Below are 24,686 nucleotides of genomic sequence, written 5' to 3' on the forward strand. Positions count from 1 at the left end.
GGGTGAGCATCCCTCTTTTTGTGGCAGCGCGGGCAAAAAAGAACATCGATGCAGAAATTCCTGTTGGAAAAGGCCGCAAAAAGCGCTCGGGACAGGAGCGTTTTCCTAATTTAGACGCCGGATGGCGAGCGCGGCAACAGCCGCGAAGGCAAACCGGCAGCGCCTTCACTCGACCGTAAATGTCGCCTTCGCCCGCGCGTTCGGCCAGTTTGGATCAGCGAGCCACCACTCAAGCGTATACGTCCCCGGCTCTAGGTCGCGGAACGTTTCCTGAAACGACAGCTCTTCCCCCTGTTTTAACGGCCGTTCCTCATAAATTTGCGCAAACATCTTCCCTTCGCTGAACTGCTTCATCTTTTGTCCATCGCGGTATAAAACGTAGTCATACTTTTTCGAGCTCGTAAACGTCACCGTTTGCACGCGTTCGGTTTGGTTTTTCACCGTGAAGGTAAACACGTATGCCCCGTTTTGTTTTTCATATGTCAGCGATGGCTCAAGCGTCCCGGCGATGATGCCTTTTCCGCCCGCGGGCGCCGGTTTGCCTGATGGAGCGGGGCCAAGCAAATCATCTTTCGCCTGCGGGCGCTCGTTGCCGCTATTATACATAAACAGCGCACTCGCCGCCGCCACCCCGGCCAACACGGCTGCGACGCCGATCATTTTTCCTTTGCCCATGCCAGCTCCTCCTTTTTTCCTCTCTATACATATAGTCGTTTCCCATTTCGCTTCCGTTACAAACCGCAAAAAAATTGTGAAAAAACCGTTGTCCGCCTTGATATTTCTGGTATATATGCCCGATTTGTCTAATAAAATGTTACAAATTGAACAGCAATGAGAGTGGTTGAGGTGGGGATCGTTCACAACCGGCAAGCGACGCGGCGAAGACGCTTCTAAGACATCCAACGAAAGCGGCGCCCATCATTGGCAAGACGAGTCTCATTTCACACTTCTCACTTCTCACATCCAACCTAGGGAGGGCGAGTGGTGTGCACGATTACATCAAAGAGCGTACGATCAAGATTGGCAAGTATATCGTGGAGACAAGGAAAACCGTTCGCGTCATTGCGAAAGAATTTGGCGTATCCAAAAGCACCGTGCATAAAGACTTGACCGAGCGGCTGCCGGAAATCAACCCGGAACTGGCCCAAGAAGTGAAGCAAATCCTCGATTACCATAAATCGATCCGCCATTTGCGCGGCGGGGAAGCAACGAAGAAAAAGTATAAAAAGCAAGCAGTGAAAAACAACTGACTTTTTCCTTGCCATCTGCCGTTTGCAGTATCATTCCGGGAGGCAAATATGGTAGAATGAACAATTAGGAATGATTTTAGGGCAGAGGCAAGGAGGAGCAAGTCATATGTTTTCACGAGACATCGGCATCGACCTAGGCACGGCGAACGTCCTCATTTTCGTCAAAGGCAAAGGCATCGTGCTCAATGAGCCGTCCGTCGTGGCGATTGATAAACACACGAACAAAGTGCTCGCAGTCGGCGAAGAAGCACGACGAATGGTCGGACGTACTCCTGGGAATATTGTTGCCATTCGGCCGCTCAAAGACGGCGTCATCGCGGATTTTGACATTACCGAAGCCATGCTGAAGCATTTCTTAAGCAAGCTCGACCTAAAAGGCTTTTTCGCCAAACCGCGCATTTTGATTTGTTGCCCGACGAACACAACATCCGTGGAACGGAAAGCGATCAAAGAGGCAGCAGAAAAAAGCGGCGGCAAAAAAGTGTACTTGGAGGAAGAGCCGAAAGTCGCAGCCATTGGCGCCGGAATGGACATTTTTCAGCCGTGCGGAAACATGGTCGTTGATATTGGCGGTGGCACGACTGACGTCGCGGTTCTCTCGATGGGAGACATCGTCACCGCCTCTTCCATTAAAATGGCCGGGGACAAGTTCGATATGGAGATTTTAAACTACATCAAGCGCGAATATAAGCTGCTCATCGGGGAACGAACGGCCGAGGAAATCAAGATTAAGGTCGCAACGGTATTCCCAGGCGCACGGTCCGAAGAAATCGACGTCCGCGGCCGCGATCTCGTCACCGGACTGCCGCGCACGATCACCGTTCGATCGGAGGAGATCGAACAGGCGCTTCGCGAGCCGGTGTCCTTGATTGTACAAGCCGCCAAAAGCGTGCTCGAGCGCACCCCGCCGGAACTGTCGGCGGATATTATCGACCGCGGCGTCATTTTAACGGGTGGCGGTGCATTGCTTCATGGCATCGATTTATTGCTGTCAGAAGAGCTGAAGCTTCCGGTGTTCGTCGCGGAGAATCCGATGGACTGCGTCGCCCTTGGCACCGGGATTATGCTGGAAAACATCGATCGGGCGCCAAAATCGCAATTGATTTAAAAAGCCGTCATGCCCTTTGGCCAAGAGATGGTTCATCTGGATCAACCTTATAGAGTCAACCTTTTGCGTCATTCAGGCGCAGACCGCTTTGGAAGGACGTTTTTCTCATGGCTTGATCAAAATGGATACAACCGCCGCCGGGACAAGCGAGGCGGGCAAAAAAGGAATGGCGGGGGATGCCGCGGCTGCCCTTGCCCGCTTATAATGAAAGATGGAATGGAAAGGAGCGGAGCGGCAGGGCAACGCGCCGCCCGCTTGACCATAGGGAACACCCCATCCGCCGCTGCCCAAAGAGCGGCCGCGGCTTTTTCTGATCGATCGGACAAGCGAGGTGCTGGTCATGTTGAGAGGGTTGTACACCGCCGCGAGCGGCATGCTCGCCCAGGAGCGGCGCGTCGAGATGCTGACCAACAACTTGGCGAACGCCGAAACGCCGGGATACAAAGCTGATGCAGGAGCGATGAGAGCGTTTCCGGAACTGTTGATGAGCCGCCTCGAGGACGAGCCGATCCCGACCGCCTCAAGGCGCGCCATCCCGACGCAAACCGTCATTGGGCCGCTCGTTACGGGCGTCTATATGCAAGAACTCATCCCGAACTTCCGCCAAGGGGATGTGAAAGAAACCGGCTTGGCGACCGATATCGCCCTTGTGGACGGACAAGTCCCCGTCGACCGGGCGAGCGGCCAGCGAGGCGCGCTGTTTTTTGCCGTCGCCAACGGTCAAGGGGAGGTCCGCTACACAAGAAACGGTCATTTCACCTTGAGCCCGGACGGCTACTTGACGACGCAAGAGGGCTGGTATGTGCTTGATGCCAATGGCGAGCGCATTCCGCTCTCAAGCGAGCGGTTTGCCGTCCGCGACGATGGAACGATCATCGATGAGAATGGGACGGCCACCCGTCTCGGCGTTGCATTCGCCGCCAATCCGCAAACGTTGATCAAGGAAGGAAACGGCCTGTTCCGCAGCACGACAGGGCCGTTGCCGCAGGCGCCCGGCAATGTGACGTATACGGTGAAACAGCGTTTTCTCGAGCGGTCGAACGTCGACATTGAGCGGACGATGACCGACTTGCTCGCGGCTTACCGAACGTTTGAAGCAAACCAAAAAATCATCCAAGCGTACGACCGCAGCTTGGACAAGGCCGTCAACGAAGTCGGCCGCCTGAAATGATGAAAGGGGGACAAGCCCGTGCTCCGTTCGATGCTCACCGCCGCCAACACGATGAACGCCTTGCAAGAGCGGCTTGATACGATCAGCCACAACATCGCCAACAGCAACACCGTCGGCTTTAAACGGCGCGAAGCGAGCTTTGCCGAGCTCTTGACCCAACAAATCGACCGCCTGCCGAACGACGAAGCGCCCCGGCAAACGCCAGAGGGCGTGCGCTACGGCAACGGGGCGCGTCTCGCTTCGACGATGCTTGTGTCTGCTCAAGGAACGCTCGTCGAGACCGGCCGCGCGCTCGATTTCGCCTTCACCGCCGCCAACCAATGGTTTCGCGTTCAAGTCGCCAATGCCAACGGTGACACAACGATCGGCTACACCCGCGCTGGCAACTTTTCTGTCACTCCTATGGACGGGCGTCTTGCCCTCGTGACAAGCGACGGCCGCCCGGTGCTCGATGAAGCGAATCGGCCCATCGAATTTCCCACCGGCACAACCGGCTTTCAGCTCTCCCCAACCGGGACGCTGACGGCCACTGATGCCAGCGGTGCGGTTGTTGCCCGCGTGAACCTTGGCGTCACCGCCATTGACCGTCCGCAGCTTCTCGAAGCCCAGGGCGACAACGTCTTCACCTTGCCGGATGTCCCTGGCGCCGCTCGGGAGCTCAACGGCAATTTGCGCGGCCAAATCGGCGTCAAGCAAGGCGCTTTGGAACAGTCGAACGTCGACCTTGGCGAGGAAATGGTCGGCCTGATGGCGACAAGCCGAGCGTATCAGCTCAACGCCCGCGCCATTTCCATCTCCGAACAAATGCTCGGGCTGATTAACGGCATGCGCTCCTCATAAGGAGGATCGCGATGAGTGACGAGAGGCATCAAGAACCTATGCATCGGCCGTCTTCCCGGATGGCGAGGCGGAAAGGCCGAGTAAGAAAGAGCCCGCCGACTCCCGCCGAACCGGAAGCCAAAGCCCTTCCGCCGGAAGGGGAGGCGGCCGCGCCGCGCCGGTTCGTCCGCACCCGGCTCATCCCGATCTGGCTTCGGCTGATCATCGTGATCGTCTCGATGGCCTTAAGCCTCGCCGCCGGCGCGGTCGTTGGCTACAGCGCCATCGGCGATGGGAAGCCGCTCGATGTATTCCGCCCGTCCACGTGGAAGCACATCATCGATATCGTCGAGAAAGGAACGGATCGCGGCTGATGAAGCCGCCAAACGAGAGAAAGGAGTTTGTCCATGCTTGACATCCAGCAAATCCAGTCCATTATCCCGCACCGCTACCCGTTTTTGCTTGTCGACCGCATTCTGGAAATCGAAGAAGGCAAGCGCGCCGTCGGCATCAAAAACGTCAGCGCCAACGAATCATTTTTCGCCGGCCATTTCCCGGAATACCCGGTCATGCCCGGCGTATTGATCGTCGAGGCGCTCGCCCAAGTCGGCGCCGTCGTCCTCCTGCAAAGCGAGGAAAACCGCGGCCGCCTCGCCTTCTTCGCCGGCATCGACAACTGCCGTTTTAAAAAGCAAGTCAAACCGGGCGACCAGCTCCGCTTGGAAGTCGAAATCCTCCGCGCCCGCGGCGCCATCGGCAAAGGCAAAGGCACCGCCACCGTCGACGGCGAACTCGTCTGCGAAACGGAGTTGATGTTCGCTCTTGGCGACAAACGAGCTGACTGAACAAAACGCGTTCCTTCGGGGAGCGCGTTTTTTTTGTCGGCTGCGCTATATAGCGAACGAATGAAAAGTTTCTTTCTGGGAAAGATAAACAAGGACCGGTCTTACATAAGGTCACAACAACACGAAGAAAGGAGAAGGTGCCATGAAAAACAAGGCGTTGCTGTTCAAACTGTTCAGCGCCGTCGTCGCCCTCTTTTTAGCGGCTGGATGCAATGGCGACAACGACAATCCGCCGCCGCCAAACAACAATCAAAACGATGTCAACGACCAAGACGTGAACCCGGCCGATGACATCAACCAAAACGATAACGTCGACAACGACAAAGACAATGACGGCATCCCGGACAACCGCGATGATGATTTGAACGACAACCAAAACAATCAACTCCCGCCGGGAGACGACACGAACAACGGACCGGGCGACGATGAGCGCGATACGGTTCCGGACCGCGAAGACCCAATTGAAGATCCGCAAGACGCTAACGACAAAGACAATAAAGACGAATAACCGCATGGAAGCTGCCGAACAGGCAGCTTTTTTGATTGGTGGAAATTAGGAACGATTTCTGTCAGATTATAGTACACTGACGGTGCTCGGTGCTGTCAGCATGATCGTGGTGGATTTAAATCAAAACATGAAACACCAAGCCGCCATTCCGTAAATAAGAGGTGAAACCATAGGTTCGTAAAACAGGAAAGCACGATACAAAAGCGAAACGGAAGCTGATCACCGTCGACAACCCAAAATCGCCCATCGCGGAACGGTATCGGACGATCCGAACAAAGCTCACCAAGCACTTCATCGCCCAATGAAAACGCGCACCTCTTAAGGTGCGCGTCTCATTTACTTCGCCGCTGTTGCCTTCAACTCCAGATGCTCTTTCAACTCATTCGAAATCGCCAGCCGTTCGCTCTCTGGCACGATCAAGTAATAAATGCCATTGATTTTCGTCCCTTGTCCCGTAATATGCAGCTGCTTAATGTGCTTGCGGGCGTCTTTGTAATTCGCTTGAATCTCTTTCATTTCCTCAAACGTCAAGTTCGTTTTCACGTTTTTCCCGATCGCTGCGAGCACATCGCTGTAATTCGTGAGCGACGAGAAGCTGGCGCCTTTCTCAATAATCGCTTGAATGATCTGCTTTTGCCGGTCCTGGCGCCCGAAATCGCCGCGCGGATCGTCTTTCCGCATGCGCGAATATTTCAACGCTTCATCGCCGTTTAACGTAATCTCGCCTTTCGGAAAGTGCGTCCCTTCATACGTAAACGCGAACGGGTTGTTCACCGTCACGCCGCCGACCGCATCGACGATGTCGCGGAAGCTTTCCATGTTGACCTTAATGTAGTAGTCAATGGGAATATCTAAAAAGTGTTCCACCGTCGCCATCGTCATCTCCACTCCGCCAAAGGCGTACGAGTGGTTGATTTTATCTTTCGTCCCTTTTCCGATAATCTCCGTTCTCGTATCGCGCGGCACGCTCACCATGTCAATCGACTGCTTGTTCGGATTCACCGTCATCACAATCAGCGTATCCGCGCGCCCGCGATCCCCTTTGCGTTCATCAACGCCGATCAACAAAATGGAAATCGGCGTTTTCCGTTCAAACGAAACGTCTTCTTTCCGTTTCTCCGACTTCCAGTTGACGTTCTCGTGCATTTGGTTCGCCGTCTGTTTCACATGATGGTAAATCGAATAGGCGAATATTCCTCCTCCTATGAGCAACACGACGCATATTCCGAGCAACCATCGAAGCCATTTTTTCTTTTTTCGGCGCTTTGTTCTCATCGACACTCTTCCTTTATAGAATTTTCGATTGTATCAACTCGATTATAGAGTGTTTGTCATAAGAAAACAACCGGAAGCAGTGAGTGGCTTCTATCTAATCTCTCCATCTGTAAATTTTATACCCCGAGTTCGACAATTTTTAGGTCATTTTAGGCAAATGGAAATGACCAAAATGCTGTTATATCAAGGGTTTCGTGATGCGGATCCTAGGAAAAAACGCCAAATTTCATAGGCACACGATCACGAGTGTTGATTATCCAAAATTATACATACGCCTTCCATAAATTTGGGCATACTCAAACAAAGCAGCGGCCATCCCGGATTTCCAATCGAGAGGAAGCTGCCCAGAGAAAAAACGGCGAACGAACGAAATGAAGGAAAGAGAGACGTCCGTCCGTTTTTTGGTTTGATCATACAGCCATCGCAGCAACACATACGCAATGAACGCCCCAAACAGCTGATTGTATACCGCATTTTCCGTCGTGCCAAACAAGGTTGGGACATTCAGATATTGCTTTACCCAGCGGAAAAAGACTTCAACGGTCCAACGTTGTTGGTACATGTCGGCAATGGTTTCCGCAGACGCATGGAAGAGGTTCGTCACGACCCGAATGTCGCGGCCATTCGCATCTCGAAAGATCACGACCCGGTGACGCTTGGTGGAGCGGCATTGTTTCGTCCCCAACTGGCACGTGAAGTCGGCTTGAACCGATGAAGATGTGCTGGAAAGGCGTTTCAAGCTTTTTTCTGATGAAGTTCGATGTTGTCCTTCATTCGAATGACAAAGAGCTGATGCTGCTCCACAAATCGATCGAGGCGTTCGATTTTGACATACGCCCGGTCTTCCACCAGCACTTGTTGAGCGTTCGTCAACTGTTCTCCCACCGGGCCATCATGACGCAGTCCGATGGTTTCCACCACGTCTGCCGGCAACGAGGATTCCGGCGAATACGCGACGTGCAGCTTCACTCCGGCGCGTTCGCCGTGATACGGAGCCCATGGGAGGCGGTTTTTCCCGACCGTGACGGTCGTCGAATCCACCACCCGAAGCGGTTTGGGAAACCGAAGCGAACGGCGGGTTTGGCGGTTGCACTTGGAAATGATCAACGCCAACAAGCGTTTCATGATGTCATAGGGAACTTCTTTCGCTTTCTTGGATACTGTGGAATAATGGAATCGCGGCAATCCATACAGAGGCCCCACATCGGCTCCGTGGCGAAAGCTTTTCCATTGATGCATGGCGGCCAGCAGGAAGAAGTGAATCCACTCGCGCAACGGAAAGGTTCGAGACGAATCACGATCCCCAACCGCTTCGGCAATCCGTTGAATCTCTTCATCCGAAACAAGTTTTTGCATCAAATTCGGGAGTGTGGTATGCTTGTTCATAGAGAGCACCTCCTGGGTTTGTTTGTGTCGTTACTCACATTCTACAGGAAAGGTGCTCTTTTTTCTATACCCTTTGGATTTTATTGGATAATCAACACGCCTGCCGGTGAATATTAATTTTCATATGATTAACGAACAAATCCATTAGTTTTGGCCGATTTTGCCTCTGGCATGGACTCAACTATATCATCTTTCGCTACTTTAATGCGGCTGGGGCGCACGAGCCGGGGGCAAAGCGGTTCTATTTTCTAGAGCTTAAGTGCACTGGATGGGAGCCGTATTTGACATAAACATTAGGACTTGATTTTATGCGAATATTTTCGTTATTTTTTGTATATTATGCAAAGGTTGCAAAATATGAGGTGCAACATTTGATTGAACAATTGAAACAAACGCGCATTATCTCCTCCTGAATGGGGGGGCAGGGCTGATGTTTGATGCAAAACGAACACAACCGTTCTGCGCAGCCGCGGAACTTCAGGGCATAAAAAAGATGGCTTGTCAGTTTCGAACATTCGCTTTTCTAGTGAAGGGTATGGAGAACGAAACAGCGAAGGGAAAAGGTTTTTCCAAGGGATCTCCCCCTTCCCCGTGATGCGGGTGGGAGGGGATCAAATGTATTTTATCATCGCCGTTTCATCGCAACAGTCCAGTTTCGGGCAGTTGACGCAATCAATCCACACTTTTTCCGGCAGTGTTGATTTGTCCACGATCTCAAACCCGCATTTTCGAAAAAACTCCACTTGGTACGTGAAGGAGATTAACCGCTTCACCCCGAGTCTGGCCGCTTCGTTCGCAATATGTTCAACGAGCAGGCGGCCGATTCCTTTCCCCATATGTTCAGGAGATACGACGAGCGAACGCACTTCCCCGAGATCGTGCCCTAGGATATGCAGCCCGGCGGTGCCGACGATTTGGCTGTTCTCCCTGGCGACATACATGCATTGCAAGTGCTGGTAGATGGACAGCAGCGAGCGGGGCAGCACGAGTCCTTTTTTTGCATAGTGTTGGATGAGCGCGTGCATGTCTTTGACATCGCTCGTGACGGCATGGTCGATTTGCATTGGGATCCCTCGCGATCAATCGTCATTGTATATTTATAAATATACAATATTTTGTTTTTATATTCAAATACGGATTTTCGTTGGCTGGGGGATGTTTCTGTCAAACGCTGCGCGGCAGGAGGAACAAGAATGCCATTGTCGAAAGAATAAAGTGTTTTTTGGAAAGCAACAGGAATATGCATTGGATGATGGCATATTGGTCGATTGAATCGTATGGAAGTGTAGGGTTTTTCATGAAACGAGGGGGAAGGATATGAGCACGATTACCACGTTTGATAGTACGGTCGAAAGTTTGCTTGATTTGCTTGAAAGCATTCAGGAATGTCGAACACAGCTTCCTGATTTTCAGAGAGGCTGGGTTTGGGATGACGAGCGGATTCGGAATTTGTTGATCAGTGTTTCTCTCTCTTATCCGATCGGTGCGGTGATGATGCTCCAGACGGGAAATCCGAATGTCCGTTTTGCCTCAAGGCCGATCGAAGGGGTCGATAACGTGAACCAAGTGGAACCGGAACGGCTGATTCTTGACGGTCAACAGCGGCTGACGGCGTTGTTTCAATCATTGAAATTGAAAGCGCCTGTAGCGACAAGAGACAAGAGAGACAAGGCAATCAAACGGTTCTACTATATTGACATTGACAAAATGTTAGATCCGAACGTCGACCGAGAAGAGACGATCGTCAGTGTTCCGGAAGACCGGATCATTCGCGGACCGGGAGGGAGGGTTGTTCTTGATTGTTCTGACTTGGAGAAAGAATGCGAAGCGGGAATGCTTCCGGTGAATTTGCTTTTCGATCCTGCGGGGTTGTTGGCGTGGCAGACGCGCTATTTTTCGGATTCAACGAAAATTGCGGAACGGTCATTGAAGTGGCAAAAGCTCATGACGGACGTATTTCCCCGTTTTCAGCAATATCAAGTGCCTGTTATTATGCTTCGGAAGCCGACTCCGAAAGAGGCGGTTTGCCAAGTTTTTGAGAATGTAAACACGGGGGGCGTCTCTCTGACCGTCTTCGAGCTTCTTACCGCCACATTTGCGGCGGAAGATTTCAAGCTGAGGAATGATTGGGAAAAGAAGGAAGCAAAATTAAAGAGATCTGGAGAAATTTACAACAAAGTGTTGGCCGATATCAGCAGCACCGACTTCCTGCAGGCAGTTGCGTTGTTGGCCACGTACAATCGACGAAAAGCGGGGGAGGGTGTGGCGGTCAGCTGCAAGCGGCGCGACATCTTGCAGCTGACGTTGGCGGATTACCAAAGATGGGCGGATCGGGTGACGGAAGGGTTTATTCAGGCGGCTCAATTTTTGCATGAGCAACATGTGTTTTCCGCGCGCGACTTGCCGTACGGCACCCAGTTGATCCCGCTGGCGGCCATTTTTGTCGAGCTGGGAAAAGAGGCGCACAATGTTTGTGTCCGTGACCGAATCGCCCGTTGGTATTGGTGCGGTGTATTGGGTGAATTGTATGGAGGAGCGACGGAGACGCGGATTGCCCGTGACGTGGTGGAAGTCGTCGAATGGATTCGCGGCGGTGCGGAGCCGACGACGGTGCGGGATGCCCATTTCGCCGCTGATCGCCTCTTCACGCTGCGCACGCGAAACAGCGCCGCTTATAAAGGGTTGCACGCATTGCTCATGAGGGAAGGGGCGCGGGATTTCTTATCTGGGGTGCCGATCGATATTCAGACGTATTACGGCGAATCGATTGATATTCACCATATTTTCCCTCGTGACTATTGCGAAAAACGGGGGATTGAGAAAGCGAAGTACGATTGCATTATGAATAAAACCCCATTGTCCTATAAAACGAATCGGATGATTGGCCGTGATGCTCCAAGTGTATATTTGAAGAAATTGGAGGAGAGGAACGGCGTTTCGGCAGCGGTGTTGGATGACATCCTGCAAACGCATGTCATTGATGTGGCATCGATAAGAGCGGATGATTTTGACCAGTTTTTTGAAAAAAGAAGGCTGGCTCTGCTTGCGATGATCGAGCGGGTGATGGGTAAGAAAGTGGAGTGAGCGGGACGGGAGGATGTTGTAGGGGAGAGGTTTTGGTTTATATTTCAAGTTTCAAGGAAAAGGAACAAATGCCTTGGAACGACGTATTCGCAGGGAGATCAAAGGGGGAAAACTTGGTGGAAAAACAGGAACAGATACATTGGCTGCTGGACAGCAGACAAATGGAAATAGAATATTTATGAATTGGAAAAACTGGCGGTGCAACTGGCCGATATGCGAAGTTCGTTTGGATCGGAAGCTGTGCAGGGGTAGGGGGACGGAAAAAGGCACTTGTTATCGTTGGGGAGAGGGCATGAAAAGAGCCGCGCGGTTGCGGCTCTTTTGTGCTGCCTATTTGTCCATTTCCTTTGCAAGGTCGGCGACTTCGGCGACGGTCAGGCCGGTTCGTTTCGCCACTTCGTGGATGGGCAAGACATCAAGGAAGTTTTTGGCGATTTCAATGGCTTTCTGTTTTTCGGCTTGCTTAACCGCTTGCTCTTTTTCCTGCATCACTTTCTTCAACATTTCTTCTCTTTCTTGTTCAAGTTCTTCGACTAACAGGCGAAACACTTTGTTCATTTTGATCCACTCCTTTACTTTTTCGGCGTATGACCGGTCGATGAATTTGTCTGTGGCGGTCAGAACGCCAGCGATGATGTGCAGCTGTTTCGGTTCGTCGCCGATCGCTTTCGCCAGCTCGATCGTTTTTTCGATCATCGTTTGCCGGTCGAAGCGGGTGTGCATGAGCGGCACGAGGATGAGTTTCATCGTTTCTTCCGGAGTGAGCGGTTCGCCGTTGTGGACTTTTTCTTCAATGGCATGGAAAATCGCATCGCCGTTGAATTCGCCAAGCAACACCGCTTTGGATGAAAGAAACACATCGCCGGCGTCAAGCTGTTCGCGGGCGCTCGTGACATCGCTTGTGTAAATGACCACAATGCGAACCGGACGGATTCGTTTTTCCTGTTGATAGTATGTGTGGAGGAGCCGACAGGCATAATCGAGATACTTCAAATGGTTGTCGAGAAATCGTTCGTTGCTTTCGTATTCCAGAAGCAAAATGGAATCGTCTTCGAGAAGAAACACGGTGTCGGCGCGCCGTTCATCCGCCCGAACAGACGGAAATTCGTTTGGAAGCAGTGCTTTGATCCGCGGGAGTCCGTGAAGTCCGTATACATCGAGGGCTTGGTTTTGGTACAATGCGCTGAGTGATTTGAACAAAATGTCTTTGGCGTGATGCGAGATCCCGCCTGGCATCGTCTTCACTCCATTCGCTTTTGACCTAATTATACTACTTGCCCGATCGATTGTCAGCTGCCATCGTGAGCGGGAACACGGTGTTCGTTCGGTGGGAGTGAATGACATCTTCTTGAAAAATAAAACGGGTTGTGACTCAGAACAGACGGATGAATGGTGCTGTTTTGCCCTCACGGACGGATGAACACCTCCGTTCCGTTCGGGACGATGGAGGCGAGCTCGAGAACGTCTTTGTTGTGCATGCGGATGCAGCCTTTGGATACGTATTTGCCGATCGAGGACGGGTCGTTCGTGCCGTGGATGCCGTAATGGACTTTGGATAAGCTGAGCCACATGGCGCCGAACGGACCGCCTGGGTTTGGCTGGCGGTTGACGATGACAAAGTCGCCGACGGGGGTGGCGGTGACCATTTTCCCGACGCCGATCGGATACGTGCGGATCGTCCGCCCTTGGTGTTTTAACGTCAGCTGGCGGCGGCTGATCGAAATGTGGATCGTGTAGGGAATCGATCCTTTCGGCGGAAGGTGGGGGATGACGATCCCTTGGCCAGGGAAGATGACGGACGCGGCGGTCAACCCATTGGCGCGAAGGAGCGCCTCAACAGATGTGCGGTAGTCGCGGGCGATGGAGGCGATCGTTTCCCCACGTTTGACGATATGTGCGTACATGGCAGTTCGCTCCTTTTTTCGCTGGATGGAGAAACCAGCTCCGATTGATGATACATTAGTGTATGAGAAGATTCGGATGAGGTTGCTCAAATGGGAAGAGAGTCTCATGCGCATGGCATGGGAATACCGTGCGGCCGCCAGGCGCATGAACGCGCTGTGCGTTAGTCTATACTTGACAGGGAGCGTTGCCTAACGGGTGTTTCTTGTCAAAACGTGTAGGGGAAAAAGGAAGAGGGCGTGAATGAGAACGTTTGTCCTAAAACCAGAGGAAGGACAGAAGGTTGATGATGAGCTGTATGCCGAGCTTTCCCCTGTCCCGCTTGAGATTATGGACGGTGCTCTCTCTTTTACGAAAGAGGAGCGGGAAAACTTGCTTAAGCTGTTGATATACAATGTCGGCATGAATCGGACGCTTGAGATCACTGAGGAATGGAAGGAACGGTGAAAGCGGCGCCCGTTCGATATCGGGGCCGCGTCGATGTTGGGGTTACGGGCGGTAAGGGAACAAAATGTTCTTTTCCCCTTTTTCTTTGGCGACGAAGACGTCTTGATGGATTTCGAACACGCCAAAAGCGCTATGGAACGTCTGAATGACGCGGACGCGATACACGTCGTGAAGCGGTTTGTTCTCATCAGACATCGACCATGACGACAGGTTTTCCACCTCATCGATGCGGTAGTCAAACGTCTCGACGCCGAAGTCTTGCATAAAGACGTGGGCACGGCGCTGGATGTAGACGTCTTTTGGGAATTTCTTTTTCATGAACGGGTGAAACAGCTCCCAAGAGCTGCCAAAATCCCCTGCCTGTTCATAGCGGTAAAACGTGTCCACGATTTCCTTCGCCTCATTTCGTTCGTTCGAAAGAAACAGGGTCAAAATCGCCACCAACACGGCGGCGGCAGTGAGAACCGCCACCCCAGCTCTGGCTCGGATCGTTTTTTGACGGTAGCGTGGAAACATGGGGTCTTCTCTCCTCTCTGTTATACCATATGCACGATGGGCGGCGGATATGGGCAGGGAAAGGGCGGAAGCGCCGTGGCATGTGTCACAGGATAGACATACGGCCGCATTTTTTAGTCAAAAAATTCATCAGAGTGTAGTAAAATGGATGGCAGAAGTTGTTGGAAATGATGCACTAGCGTGAGAAACGGTGGTTTGTCCTATTTGGAGGCGGGTGAAAAGGCGGAGCGTTTAGGGCTCCGTTTTTCCTTTGCCGTTCCGCTGAAAACAGAGATGCAGGAGAGGTAGAGAGCGATGCGGAAATCATTTATTTATGCGCTGTTGGTCGCCATTATGGTTGCTTGGGGCTTGAACGTGACGGCGTTGAAAATTCTTGTGGAGCATTTTTCGCCCGTCGCGTTGACAGCGCTGCGCATTCTAACGGCCGGGTTGGTCGTGCTTTTGTTTTTATGGGGGATCGGCAAGCTGGAACGAGTCAGTTGGAAGGAGGCGAAACAGATTGGCGTGGCCGCCTTGTTCAGCGTCGTGGCCCATCACTTCTTTTTAGCGTTGGGAATTGCGAGGACGACAGCGGTGAATGCGGGTCTTGTGTTAGGGCTTGTGCCGCTTGTGACGGCGCTGTTGGCGATCGTGTTTTTAGGCCAGCGGCCGACGTTGTTTCGGCTGCTTGGCATTGCGCTTGGGTTTTTTGGCGTCGTGTTTGTTGTGGCGAGCGGCGACGGGGGCCTTGGCCATTTGTCCATTGGGGATGTGTACGTCTTTTTGGCTGTTTTGGCGCAAGGGATCAGCTTTATTATGATCAAAAAAGCGACGGTCGAGGCGCGGTTGATGACTGGGTGGATGCTTGTCTTCGGGTCGCTTTGGCTGTTTGTCTTAAGCCTCGTGCTCGAGCCGAGCGGCCTATCGAGTTTGAAAGAAGGCACGCTTCCGCTTTGGATGATTTTCCTTGCTTCGGCGGTCGTCGCGACGGCGCTCGGCCATATGTTTTACAATCAGGCCGTGCAGCACCTCGGGCCCGCGGAGTCGGCGGTGTTCATCAATCTCAATCCGTTTTTTTCGCTTCTTGGGGCGCATTGGCTGCTGGGCGAGCCGATTTCGCCGATGCAGCTGGCTGGTTTTCTTTTCATCGTCGTGGGCGTGTTGTTCGGCAGCGGGGGGATGGATGATGTGGTCGCCCGTTTCCGCCGGGCGAAAGTGGCGGCTGGGGGAAGGAAGGCGGGGATGTAGCCGCCTTGGCATCCCGTGCTTTTCGGCCTTGCGTGCAAGTGGCGGAACATTTATAGTTCCAGGAATAAGGGATTCACATTGCGGTTGGCGTCTTGGCTGTCTCTTCTTGAAAAGGGACGGCCATTTTTGTGCCATCGGCAGGATTTTGCTTGATGATGTCGAAAAAGAGAATACGAAACGTATTCGTGTGAGGTGAATGTATGGCGATCGATCACGACCGGTTGTTCAAGGAGTTGTTGCAGACGTTTTTTGAGGAATTTGTGCTTCTCTTCTTTCCGGATATGCACGAGCATATTGATTTCAACCATTTGTCGTTTTTGTCCGAAGAGCTGTTTACGGACGTAACGGCTGGGGAGAAGTACCGCGTTGACCTGCTCGTCGAGACGAAGTTCAAAGGAAAAGACGGATTGATCATTGTTCACGTAGAAAACCAAGCGTACGTTCAATCGTCATTTCCAGAAAGAATGTTTCTTTACTTCAGCCGCTTGTTTGAAAAATACCGCACTCCGATCATTCCGATTGCCGTCTTCAGCTATGATGCCATCCGAGATGAACCCTCTTCGTTCACGCTCTCCTTTCCGTTTGGCGATGTGCTTGACTTTCGCTTTTTCCACGTGGAGTTGCGAAAGCAAAACTGGCGCCAATTCATCCGCACCGACAACCCGGTGGCGGCTGCGCTGCTTAGCAAAATGGGGTATACTGAAAGTGAACGAGTGGAACTGAAAAAGCAATTTTTGCGCATGTTGGTGCGTCTCGAGCTAGACGAGGCAAGACAGCGTTTGTTGATGGGCTTTTTTGAAACGTATGTGAAGCTGTCCGATGAAGAAGAACAACAGCTTCGAAGCGAGGTGGAACAAATGGAGACGAAAGAAAAAGAACGCGTGCTGGAATTGATCATCTCATATGAGCAAAAGGGAAAAATTCGAGGTCGGGAGGAAGGACGCAAAGAGGGAGCGGAACAAGAAAAACGGCACATTGCGAAACGGATGTTGATGAAAGGGTTTGATGCGCAGACGATTCACGAACTGACCGGATTGTCTGTGGCGGAGATTGAGGAAATGAAACAAAGCGGCTTCAAGTGAATGGAAATCAAACAGGCGGGGCAAAAGGCCAGCCCCGCCCTAGCGCGTTGGTTTTGTTGCTGTGGATTCCCGTTTGATCAGTTTCGTAGACAATAGCACTTCCTGAAAAGGTTCGTTCGGGTTGTCCCACCGCCATCGCAACAATTCCACTGCTCGTTTGCCGTAGCGCTTCAGGTCGATGTCGACGGTCGTGATTTTCGGCGTCGCGATTTGCGACAGCTGCCCGTTGTCAAAGCTGCACGAAAGAAGTGTATGAAGCGGTGGAAATTGACGGAGCGATTGGCTGGAAGCGGGTTTGGCACGTGACGATTCCGATGCTGTACCCTTCGTTTTATCGGATTTCCGAAAGAAGTCTCCCACCTCAAGGAACGCGAAGGGTGTAACCCAGTGAGTAGGTGGGAGATGAATGTCGGTTGGCGTTAGCCAACGAATAGGATAGAATATGGCTAGAACGGACACCTTCGGAACGAAGGGAAGCGTAAAGGGTTCTTGTGTGTGGCTTACCGTTCGGCGAACACGCACAAGTCGCTTGAAGCCTCCACCTCTAAGCGAAGCATAGGTGGCGGGTAGTTCACAGAAGGCATGCAGTTCATATTAAAATAATAAAAACATCATGATAGGAAGAGGGAGCAGGGAGAGACGTGATGCAGACAAGGACGCCGACGATGAAAACATGCCAGACACTGCTTGAGGAATTTCAGCGTGCTCCTCAGCCGCTTCGGGTGGAGAAGCTCGTGTTTGCCGGCGTTGGGGGGCGGGATGTGTACAACATTTCCGCGCCGTTTGAAGACGATGGCGAGTGGGTCATTGCCGGACGGGTGGAGGCAAGAGACAGCGAGCAATCAGAAGTATACTTTTTCGTCGAGCGTGAAGGGACATGGGTGCCGCGGGAAGGGGCGCCGGTGTTTGCCTTGCAGGATCCGTTTGTTTCGCGGGTGCACGGGCATCTCGTGTTTGGCGGCGTGGAGACGTTTCCGCATCCCGTGCTTCACGGGAAGTTGTATTGGCGGACGGTGTTTTACCGCGGAAAAACGATCAATGAATTGGCGCATTTTTTCACCGGTCCCGACGGGATGAAAGACATTCGTCTTGTCGAGCTTCGGGATGGGTCGGTTGGGGTCTTCACCCGTCCGCAAGGGGAAAAAGGCGGACGCGGAAAAATCGGCTTCACCCGCATCGGTGCGCTCGATGAGTTGACGGTGGAGGCGATTGAGAAGGCTCCGCTCATTGACGGCCAATTTTCGGATGAAGAATGGGGCGGCGCCAATGAGGTTCATTTGCTTGACAATGGGCTCGTCGGCGTCTTGGGCCATATCGCTTGTTTCGATCAGGAGCGGAACCGTCATTATTATCCGATGGTGTTTGCGTTCAATCCAGATACGGGGGAAGCGTCGGACATGGAGTTGATCGCCACAAGAGCCCATTTCCTCGATGGCCCGGCGAAGCGTCCGGATTTGGCGGATGTCGTGTTTAGCGGCGGACTGATTCGCAAAGGGGACGGCACGGCCGATTTTTACGCTGGAACAAGTGACGCAGAAGCGCAAAAACTAACAATCGTTGATCCATTTACGAAATACGAAAGGCAGGGGTGACGATGCACCTTTACCGCTACGAAGAAAACCCGCTGATTACACCGAACGATGTGCCGCCGCACCACGACGGGTTTGAAGTGATCGGGGCGTTTAACGCTGGGGTGGCGAAATTTCAAGGGGAAGTGTTGCTGCTTCTTCGGGTGGCGGAGCGGCCGATGTCGGATGACCCGAACATCGTGAAAGCACCGGTATGGAACCCAGAGACGGGGAAGGTCGATGTTTACGAATTTCGCAAAGACGATCCGCGCTATGATTTTTCCGATCCTCGGGTGATCAAAGAGGCGGGGGCGGAGCGGTTTTTGTATTTGACGTCGCTCTCCTATTTGCGCCTCGCCCGGAGTCAAGACGGGCGGCGGTTTACGATCGACGACCGCCCGTTCGTCTATCCATCGAATGAGCTCGAGACATTTGGTATTGAAGATCCGCGCATTACGTACATTGACGGCACGTATTACATTTATTTCAGCGCCGTCTCACCAAAAGGAGTCGGCGAGGCGATGGTGTCCACAACGGATTTCCGGACGGTGACGCACCACGGCATGATTTTCGCTCCGGAAAATAAAGATGTGCTCATTTTTCCGGAGAAGATCAACGGCAAATATTACGCTCTCCATCGCCCAGTGCCGCGAAGCAACGGCCGCCCCGAGGTGTGGATCGCGGAGTCGGAGAATCTGCTTCATTGGGGGAATCACCGCTTTTTGTTCGGTCTGCGCGAAGGAAAGTGGGACAGCGCCCGCATCGGCGGCGGGGCGGTGCCGATCAAAACGGAGCACGGCTGGCTCGAGTTGTACCACGGGGCGTCGGATGACCACCGCTATTGCATGGGGGCGGTGCTGCTCGATTTGAACGACCCGGCAAAAGTTATCGCCCGCTCGGAGCGGCCGCTTGTTGAGCCGGAAGCGGATTATGAGGTGAACGGCTTTTTCGGCCGCGTCGTGTTCTCATGCGGGGCGCTTGTTGACGGCGATGTTGTGAAAATGTATTACGGCGCCGCCGATACGTCGATGGCGTGCGTCGAGCTGAAGTTGGACGAGATTTTGGATTCGCTTGTGAAAGTATGAAAGCGAAGTTGCCCGCACGTTGCGGTGTAAGAACGGAAACGCCTGGATGGCCGGGCGTTTCTTTTTTGGTTTGCCGCGAACATACCGTGAGCGCAGGTGGGAGAGCGTTCAACGCTCATTGCGTCGTTTCGTTTCTTTTCCGTTCAACAGGATTTGGTATAATAAAAACAACGCCGATTCATCGATCAGGTCAGCAGAGCGGTTTGCGGCTGGGCAATGAAAGACACTGGCCATGACTCGAAACAACAGATGATCATCGGATAGAGGAGGAACCATCGGAGATGAAAAAAGTACGCAAAGCGATCATTCCGGCGGCCGGGCTTGGGACGCGGTTTTTGCCGGCGACGAAGGCCATGCCGAAGGAGATGCTTCCGATCGTTGATAAGCCGACGATTCAATATATTGTCGAAGAAGCCATCGCCTCAGGCATTGAGGACATCATCATCGTCACCGGGAAAGGGAAGCGGGCGATTGAGGATCATTTTGACTACGCGTTTGAGCTGGAACAGATGCTCAAGCAAAAAGGGAAGCTGGATCTGCTTGAGAAAGTGAAAGAGCCGTCGAAGGTGGACATCCACTACATTCGCCAAAAAGAGCCGAAAGGGCTCGGGCATGCGGTTTGGTGCGCGCGCAATTTCATTGGAGACGAGCCGTTTGCGGTGTTGTTGGGCGATGATATCGTCCAGGCGGAAAAACCTTGTTTAAAACAGCTCATTGAGCAGTATGAACAAACGTTCAGCTCGGTGATTGGTGTCAAGCGCGTGCCGGAGGAAGAAACGCATCGCTACGGGATCATCGACCCGCTCGAGCAGCAAGGCCGGCGCTACCAAGTGCGCCGCTTCGTGGAAAAACCAGCTCCGGGCACAGCGCCGTCGAACTTGGCGATCGTCGGCCGCTACGTGTTGACGCCGGAAATTTTCTTTTTTTTAGAGAAACAGGAAGCCGGCGCAGGTGGGGAGATTCAGCTCACCGATGCGATCGGGCGGTTGAATGAAATTCAGCGCGTGTTTGCCTATGAATTTGAAGGAAAGCGGTACGATGTCGGCGAAAAGCTCGGCTTTATCGAAACGACGATTGAGTTTGCCTTGCAAAACGAGGAGCTGCGGGATGACTTGCTTTCGTTTTTGGAGCGGGTGGTGGCAGAGGCGAAGGGATCGAAGAACAACTAATCAAATTTTTCAGAAGATGAAGACAAAAAAGGAGGGTAGGATGTGGCGCGCATACGGATTGAACATTTTGGTCCTGTGAAGCTGTTTGATGAGGAGATCACGGATGTTACCGTTTTGATTGGCCCCCAAGCGAGCGGAAAAAGTACGATCAGCAAATTGATTTTTTTCTTTCAATCGATTCCTGATGAATGGGTAAACTATTTGCTTTCAGTACGTCAAACGGAAGAAAACAACCCATTTTTTGAGTTCAATAAACGTCTTCGGAGAAAATTTGTTGGGTACTTTGGCACAACCAAACATATGAAACCGTTTCATATTCGTTATGAGTATGATGTTGAAAAGTTTGTCCGTCTTGATTTAAAGGACGGTTATGTACAAATCCATTTCAGCGATCCGCTAAAACGGGAGATTCAGGAAAATTTTAAACATGTTGTGCAGATGAAAAAGGAAATGCAATATGAAGAACAACAGTTGGATGATTTTTGGAATGTCTCCTCGTGGAAAGTGCGTCAACAAAATGTGTTAGAAAAGGTCAAAGCAGCGATCACTGAGGTATTCGGCGATTCCAAAACACCCATTTTTATCCCTGCAGGGAGGAGTTTAGTTGCCACATTGTCGGATCAGCTTCAGGATATTAACCCGCAGCAACTCGATGTGTTGACAGAACAGTTTATCGAGCGAATTAATCTACTAAAGAAGATGTTTTCGCATTCGTTTGAGGAAATCATCGAAGATCGAAAAAAATTCTCGACAGAAAAAATTGACTTTGAGGCAATCCGACTGGCCATCAAGATGATCGAAGGCGTGATGAAAGGGAAATACATGTTCTCTGACTATGGGGAAAGGATTTTTTTTAATGAAAGAGAGTATACAAAACTGAAATTTTCATCTTCTGGACAACAGGAAGTCGTTTGGATTTTGCTGCTGATATTTACAATCATTCTGGAACGGCAGCGAGTGTTTATGGTGATTGAAGAACCCGAGGCACACTTATATCCGAACGCACAAAAAGAAATGGTTGCCTTATTTGCGTTGTTGCTGAATGTGACGAATAGTACGCTCGTGATTACGACTCATAGCCCGTACATTTTGTCTGCTTTTAATATTTATTTGTACGCTGCCAAAATCGGAAACAAACTGGATCAACGTGTGCATCCAATTGTGGACCGAAAGCTGCGCCTTTCTCCAGAGCGGTTAAAGGCCTACATGCTAGAGAGTGAAGGAGGGAAATTCCATTATCGAAGCATTATTGATAATGAATTACAGTTCATACAGGCCGAAGCGATCGATGAAGCATCATCTGCGATCAACCGCGTACTTGATGAACTCATGGAGGCAGAGGAAGCGGGGGAGTAAACATGGCGGTTGTAGGTTGGGAAAGTTGTTTACACTATTGCGACCGTCGAAAACTAGCAGTTGTTGAGGAAAACGGGAGAGGGGGTTCGTTTTGTCAATGAGAGGGAAAAGAGGGTGGCCCTGTACCGTGTAGACGGTTGTTTGATTCAAGAGGGGGTAAAATGCGACTTTTTATTTTTAGTGATCGAAGGAGATCGGGCATTTTTCATCGAATTAAAAGGGTCTGACCTTAAGCAAGCTGTACACCAGATCGCCTGAACAATCGAACAGTTAGGGAAATGGCTGCCTGGATATCGATTCGAAGGGAGAATCGTGACTACCCGTGTGAGAACGCCTGCTTTGAAATCGACTTATTTGATGAAGCTGGAAAAAATGTTGAGGAGAACGGGTGGGACATTAGTGGTAAAAGCCAAGTGGGACGAGGTAAACGTATAGGGCAGGAAAGAGGCGACCGGTATGGGTTATTACAGGCTAAAACGGAGTCATACCCCAATCGGACAGGATGACGGCATCCGCATTCTCGTCGACCGCCTTTGGCCGCGCGGGGTGTCAAAGGCCGAGTCGCGCATCGACCGCTGGATGAAAGAGATTGCCCCGAGTCCAGCGCTGCGGCAATGGTTTGGCCATCGGCCAGAGCGGTTTGCCGAGTTTGCGCGGGCATATGAGCGGGAGTTGGAAACAGAGGAAAGGAAGCAGGAGCTTGTGGATGAGCTGTTGTCGCTTTCCGGAGTGGTGACGCTGTTGTATGCGGCAAAAAATGAACGACATAACCATGCCGTTGTCCTTTGTGATTTTTTGCGCAAAATAGCCGAGAGGCGAAGCCAGGAGGGATGAACGATGATTTCTGCGATGGTCGGCGATTTGACGAAGGTTGAAGGAGTCGAGTACATTTGCAATGCCGCCAACGGCATCGGACCGATGGGCGGCGGGGTGGCAGCGGCGATCCGTCGGGCAGGCGGGCGCGTGATTGAAGAGGAAGCGATCCGCGTCTGTCAAGCGCAAGACCCTAAGCCCGGCGATTTGTACGTGACAGGAGCAGGCTCGTTGCCGTTTCGGGGTGTGATTCATCTTGTGACGATGAAACAGCCTGCAGGGGCGACGTCGTATGAGATCGTCCGGTCGTGTCTTGAGCGGCTTGTCGCGCACTGTCGGGAGCACGGGATCAAGAAGGTGGCGTTGCCAGCGCTAGGGACAGGCGTCGGAAGGCTTGACAAAGAAAACGTGGCGCAGTTGTTTGTCGAGGTGTTGGGTCCGGTCGAGGATGTGGAGTTTGTGGTGGTGGATATTGATCAAGCATTCATCCGTTTTGTCCAACAGCGCCAATAAAGGGAGAAAAAGGGCCTTGACTTCGTCTTGGCCCTGCCTTTTTGGCAATGAATAACGTGTTTCCTTCTTTCTCATATCATATTATAATAAGAACACACGAATGAATGAGTTTCATTGACTTTCTCATCCGGCCGACAGGAGGGGGCATCATCGTTGATGTCCGAATGACGAAGCCGGTGTGAAAGGGAGTGGGGTTTCCTGTTCGAACCGCGATCAGGAAAAACAGCCAAAAATGCCAATGCGGGCGTTTTTGGCGCCATCCGGAGGGATGAATCATGTTATTCTCATTGCCAACATTAAAGACATGTCAAGTGTTAGTGGATGAATTTCGTTCGGCCCCACAGCCGTTTGAGCCGGAAAAACTCCGCTTTGCGGGTGTTGGGGACCGAGACGTTTATAATATTTCCGCACCGTTTGTGGATGAAGGAGAATGGGTGATCGCTGGGCGTGTCGAGGCGCGCGACAGCGAGCAGTCGGAAGTGTACTTTTTCGTCGAGCGTGACGGCGTTTGGGTCCCTCGTGAAGGGGCGCCGGTGTTCGCCTTGCAAGACCCGTTCGTGTCGCGCATTCACGGTCAGCTTGTGTTTGGCGGCGTGGAGACGTTTCCGCATCCGGTGTTTGACGGCGAGCTGAGCTGGCGGACGGTCTTTTACCGTGGACCGAACATTCGCCGCTTAGAAAAGTTCGCCGAAGGGCCGGATGGGATGAAAGACATTCGCCTCGTCGAGTTGAAAGATGGCTCGATCGGCGTGTTCACCCGACCGCAAGGGGAAAAAGGCGGCCGCGGGAAAATCGGGTTCACCCGCATTTTCTCGCTCGATGAGTTGACGCCGGACGTGATCGAGGCAGCGCCGATTCTTGATGCCCAATTTACGGATGAAGAATGGGGCGGCGTGAACGAGGCGCATTTGCTTGCAAACGGGCTTGTTGGGGCGCTCGGCCATATCGCTTGCTTTGACGAGCAAGGCAACCGCCATTACTACCCGATGGTGTTCGTGTTGAACCCCGAGACGATGGAGCGTTCGGAGCTGGAATTGCTTGCGCTTCGCTCCCACTTTTTAGACGGGCCGGCGAAACGGCCGGATTTGGCGAACGTTGTCTTCAGCGGCGGGCTCATCCGCAAAGGCGACGGCACCGCCGAGCTGTACGCCGGCGTCGGCGATGCGGAAGCGCAAAAAATTTCGCTCATCGACCCGTTTGCGAAATACGAAGCGCAAGAGCTCGATCGGATGTATGCTTCCGTTTAGCGAAAGGATCGGTGCGACAGACCTTCTCTTGATGAGGAAGGTTGGCGGCCGGTCCTTTTTTGCATTTGGCCGGTTTCTTGCCTTGTGCGAAGGACTTCGGTTTGACATAAACGTGACTTGTTCGGTGACGGTGTATGTGCTCAATGAGGAACGGCTATATGAGCAGGCGGATGTTCAACCTTGTTTGTTTGCATTATCGTGATGAAAGAGGAAATGTTGCTTCCTCACAGCGTTTCTTCAGTTCAAAACTTTGCAACACCGTCGCGTGACCCCTTTCGGCTTCTCCCAAATCGAACAAATCCGTCGTTTTTCAAC

Annotated in this window: 24 protein-coding genes and 2 pseudogenes; 18 read left to right on the forward strand and 8 right to left on the reverse strand. The window is 52.2% G+C overall.

The annotated features are described in order from the left end of the window. Nucleotides 1-165 precede the first annotated feature (165 nt). On the reverse strand, nt 166-675 hold the full coding sequence (locus CD000_RS16525) for a BsuPI-related putative proteinase inhibitor (protein ID WP_096226068.1): 510 nt from the start codon (nt 673-675) through the stop codon (nt 166-168). Between the two features lie 311 nt (nt 676-986). Here CD000_RS16525 and spoIIID point away from each other — a divergent pair, with 311 nt between their 5' ends. The 7 genes from spoIIID (at nt 987) to CD000_RS16560 (ending at nt 5,701) form a co-directional block, all read left to right on the forward strand. After that, nucleotides 987-1,250, forward strand: coding sequence for a sporulation transcriptional regulator SpoIIID (spoIIID, locus tag CD000_RS16530; protein ID WP_008880665.1), 264 nt, complete (start codon nt 987-989; stop codon nt 1,248-1,250). 106 nt (nt 1,251-1,356) lie between these two features. Then, complete coding sequence (gene mreB, locus CD000_RS16535; protein WP_047758376.1) at nt 1,357-2,358, forward strand: rod shape-determining protein; 1,002 nt, start codon at nt 1,357-1,359, stop codon at nt 2,356-2,358. Between the two features lie 340 nt (nt 2,359-2,698). Continuing rightward, nucleotides 2,699-3,529 (forward strand): flagellar hook-basal body protein, encoded by an 831-nt coding sequence (locus tag CD000_RS16540; RefSeq protein ID WP_096226069.1) that lies wholly within the window; start codon nt 2,699-2,701, stop codon nt 3,527-3,529. A gap of 18 nt (nt 3,530-3,547) precedes the next feature. Continuing rightward, nucleotides 3,548-4,369 carry a flagellar hook-basal body protein gene (locus CD000_RS16545; protein ID WP_096226070.1) on the forward strand — a complete coding sequence of 274 codons (822 nt, stop codon included), beginning with the start codon at nt 3,548-3,550 and terminating at the stop codon, nt 4,367-4,369. Between the two features lie 11 nt (nt 4,370-4,380). Beyond that, entirely contained in the window at nt 4,381-4,722 is a 342-nt protein-coding gene (locus CD000_RS16550) for a DNA-directed RNA polymerase subunit beta (RefSeq protein ID WP_096226071.1), read from the forward strand. 33 nt (nt 4,723-4,755) lie between these two features. Then, nucleotides 4,756-5,193, forward strand: coding sequence for a 3-hydroxyacyl-ACP dehydratase FabZ (gene fabZ, locus CD000_RS16555; RefSeq protein WP_096226072.1), 438 nt, complete (start codon nt 4,756-4,758; stop codon nt 5,191-5,193). Nucleotides 5,194-5,335: 142 nt separating this feature from the next. After that, complete coding sequence (locus CD000_RS16560) at nt 5,336-5,701, forward strand: hypothetical protein (RefSeq protein ID WP_044741407.1); 366 nt, start codon at nt 5,336-5,338, stop codon at nt 5,699-5,701. A 336-nt stretch (nt 5,702-6,037) separates the two neighbouring features. Here the strand turns inward: CD000_RS16560 and tagU are convergent, their stop codons facing one another. The 3 genes and pseudogenes from tagU to CD000_RS16575 form a co-directional block, all read right to left on the reverse strand. Continuing rightward, on the reverse strand, nt 6,038-6,976 hold the full coding sequence (gene tagU / locus CD000_RS16565) for a polyisoprenyl-teichoic acid--peptidoglycan teichoic acid transferase TagU (RefSeq protein WP_096226073.1): 939 nt from the start codon (nt 6,974-6,976) through the stop codon (nt 6,038-6,040). Between the two features lie 253 nt (nt 6,977-7,229). Continuing rightward, nucleotides 7,230-8,362, reverse strand: a pseudogene (locus tag CD000_RS16570) (IS4 family transposase). Nucleotides 8,363-8,973: 611 nt separating this feature from the next. Beyond that, complete coding sequence (locus CD000_RS16575) at nt 8,974-9,426, reverse strand: N-acetyltransferase (protein WP_096226074.1); 453 nt, start codon at nt 9,424-9,426, stop codon at nt 8,974-8,976. Nucleotides 9,427-9,679: 253 nt separating this feature from the next. Between CD000_RS16575 and CD000_RS16580 the strand changes: the two genes are divergently transcribed. Then, the gene (locus CD000_RS16580) at nt 9,680-11,446 is read left to right on the forward strand and encodes a GmrSD restriction endonuclease domain-containing protein (protein ID WP_096226075.1); all 1,767 of its coding nucleotides are present in this window, start codon (nt 9,680-9,682) and stop codon (nt 11,444-11,446) included. 330 nt (nt 11,447-11,776) lie between these two features. Here the strand turns inward: CD000_RS16580 and CD000_RS16590 are convergent, their stop codons facing one another. Together CD000_RS16590 and CD000_RS16595 are read right to left on the reverse strand one after the other, a co-directional pair. Then, nucleotides 11,777-12,682, reverse strand: coding sequence for an RpnC/YadD family protein (locus CD000_RS16590; RefSeq protein WP_096226076.1), 906 nt, complete (start codon nt 12,680-12,682; stop codon nt 11,777-11,779). Nucleotides 12,683-12,852: 170 nt separating this feature from the next. Next, nucleotides 12,853-13,350 carry a L,D-transpeptidase family protein gene (locus tag CD000_RS16595; RefSeq protein WP_096226077.1) on the reverse strand — a complete coding sequence of 166 codons (498 nt, stop codon included), beginning with the start codon at nt 13,348-13,350 and terminating at the stop codon, nt 12,853-12,855. A 241-nt stretch (nt 13,351-13,591) separates the two neighbouring features. Here CD000_RS16595 and CD000_RS16605 point away from each other — a divergent pair, with 241 nt between their 5' ends. After that, nucleotides 13,592-13,795: a hypothetical protein gene (locus CD000_RS16605; protein ID WP_096226079.1), complete on the forward strand. Its 204-nt coding sequence runs from the start codon at nt 13,592-13,594 to the stop codon at nt 13,793-13,795. A gap of 42 nt (nt 13,796-13,837) precedes the next feature. On the opposite strand, the gene CD000_RS16610 is transcribed toward CD000_RS16605, so the two are convergent. Next, nucleotides 13,838-14,311 carry a hypothetical protein gene (locus tag CD000_RS16610; protein ID WP_096226080.1) on the reverse strand — a complete coding sequence of 158 codons (474 nt, stop codon included), beginning with the start codon at nt 14,309-14,311 and terminating at the stop codon, nt 13,838-13,840. Nucleotides 14,312-14,605: 294 nt separating this feature from the next. Here CD000_RS16610 and CD000_RS16615 point away from each other — a divergent pair, with 294 nt between their 5' ends. Next, complete coding sequence (locus tag CD000_RS16615; protein ID WP_096226081.1) at nt 14,606-15,538, forward strand: DMT family transporter; 933 nt, start codon at nt 14,606-14,608, stop codon at nt 15,536-15,538. A gap of 200 nt (nt 15,539-15,738) precedes the next feature. Then, a complete protein-coding gene (locus CD000_RS16620; RefSeq protein WP_061580620.1) occupies nt 15,739-16,620 on the forward strand; it encodes an Rpn family recombination-promoting nuclease/putative transposase in 882 nt (293 codons plus the stop codon). Nucleotides 16,621-16,659: 39 nt separating this feature from the next. Here the strand turns inward: CD000_RS16620 and CD000_RS16625 are convergent. After that, a pseudogene (locus CD000_RS16625) lies at nt 16,660-16,860 on the reverse strand (substrate-binding domain-containing protein); the annotation flags it as partial. A gap of 404 nt (nt 16,861-17,264) precedes the next feature. Here CD000_RS16625 and CD000_RS16635 point away from each other — a divergent pair. The 7 genes from CD000_RS16635 (at nt 17,265) to CD000_RS16665 (ending at nt 24,371) form a co-directional block, all read left to right on the forward strand. Then, nucleotides 17,265-18,212, forward strand: a complete 948-nt coding sequence (locus tag CD000_RS16635) for an MTP-1 family protein (protein ID WP_096226082.1) — start codon at nt 17,265-17,267, stop codon at nt 18,210-18,212. 2 nt (nt 18,213-18,214) lie between these two features. Further along, nucleotides 18,215-19,273: a BtaManbiosPhlase gene (locus CD000_RS16640; RefSeq protein ID WP_011232740.1), complete on the forward strand. Its 1,059-nt coding sequence runs from the start codon at nt 18,215-18,217 to the stop codon at nt 19,271-19,273. 281 nt (nt 19,274-19,554) lie between these two features. Beyond that, the gene (galU, locus tag CD000_RS16645; RefSeq protein WP_096226083.1) at nt 19,555-20,442 is read left to right on the forward strand and encodes a UTP--glucose-1-phosphate uridylyltransferase GalU; all 888 of its coding nucleotides are present in this window, start codon (nt 19,555-19,557) and stop codon (nt 20,440-20,442) included. A 42-nt stretch (nt 20,443-20,484) separates the two neighbouring features. Further along, nucleotides 20,485-21,798 carry an AAA family ATPase gene (locus CD000_RS16650; protein ID WP_011232738.1) on the forward strand — a complete coding sequence of 438 codons (1,314 nt, stop codon included), beginning with the start codon at nt 20,485-20,487 and terminating at the stop codon, nt 21,796-21,798. Nucleotides 21,799-22,254: 456 nt separating this feature from the next. After that, nucleotides 22,255-22,632, forward strand: coding sequence for a DUF488 domain-containing protein (locus tag CD000_RS16655; protein ID WP_096226084.1), 378 nt, complete (start codon nt 22,255-22,257; stop codon nt 22,630-22,632). 3 nt (nt 22,633-22,635) lie between these two features. Continuing rightward, nucleotides 22,636-23,124 carry a macro domain-containing protein gene (locus CD000_RS16660; RefSeq protein WP_096226085.1) on the forward strand — a complete coding sequence of 163 codons (489 nt, stop codon included), beginning with the start codon at nt 22,636-22,638 and terminating at the stop codon, nt 23,122-23,124. Nucleotides 23,125-23,399: 275 nt separating this feature from the next. After that, nucleotides 23,400-24,371, forward strand: coding sequence for an MTP-1 family protein (locus CD000_RS16665; RefSeq protein ID WP_096226086.1), 972 nt, complete (start codon nt 23,400-23,402; stop codon nt 24,369-24,371). The last annotated feature ends 315 nt before the right edge of the window (nt 24,372-24,686 follow it).

It is taken from the genome of Geobacillus sp. FJAT-46040 (assembly GCF_002335725.1).
GTDB classification, from domain to species: domain Bacteria; phylum Bacillota; class Bacilli; order Bacillales; family Anoxybacillaceae; genus Geobacillus; species Geobacillus thermoleovorans.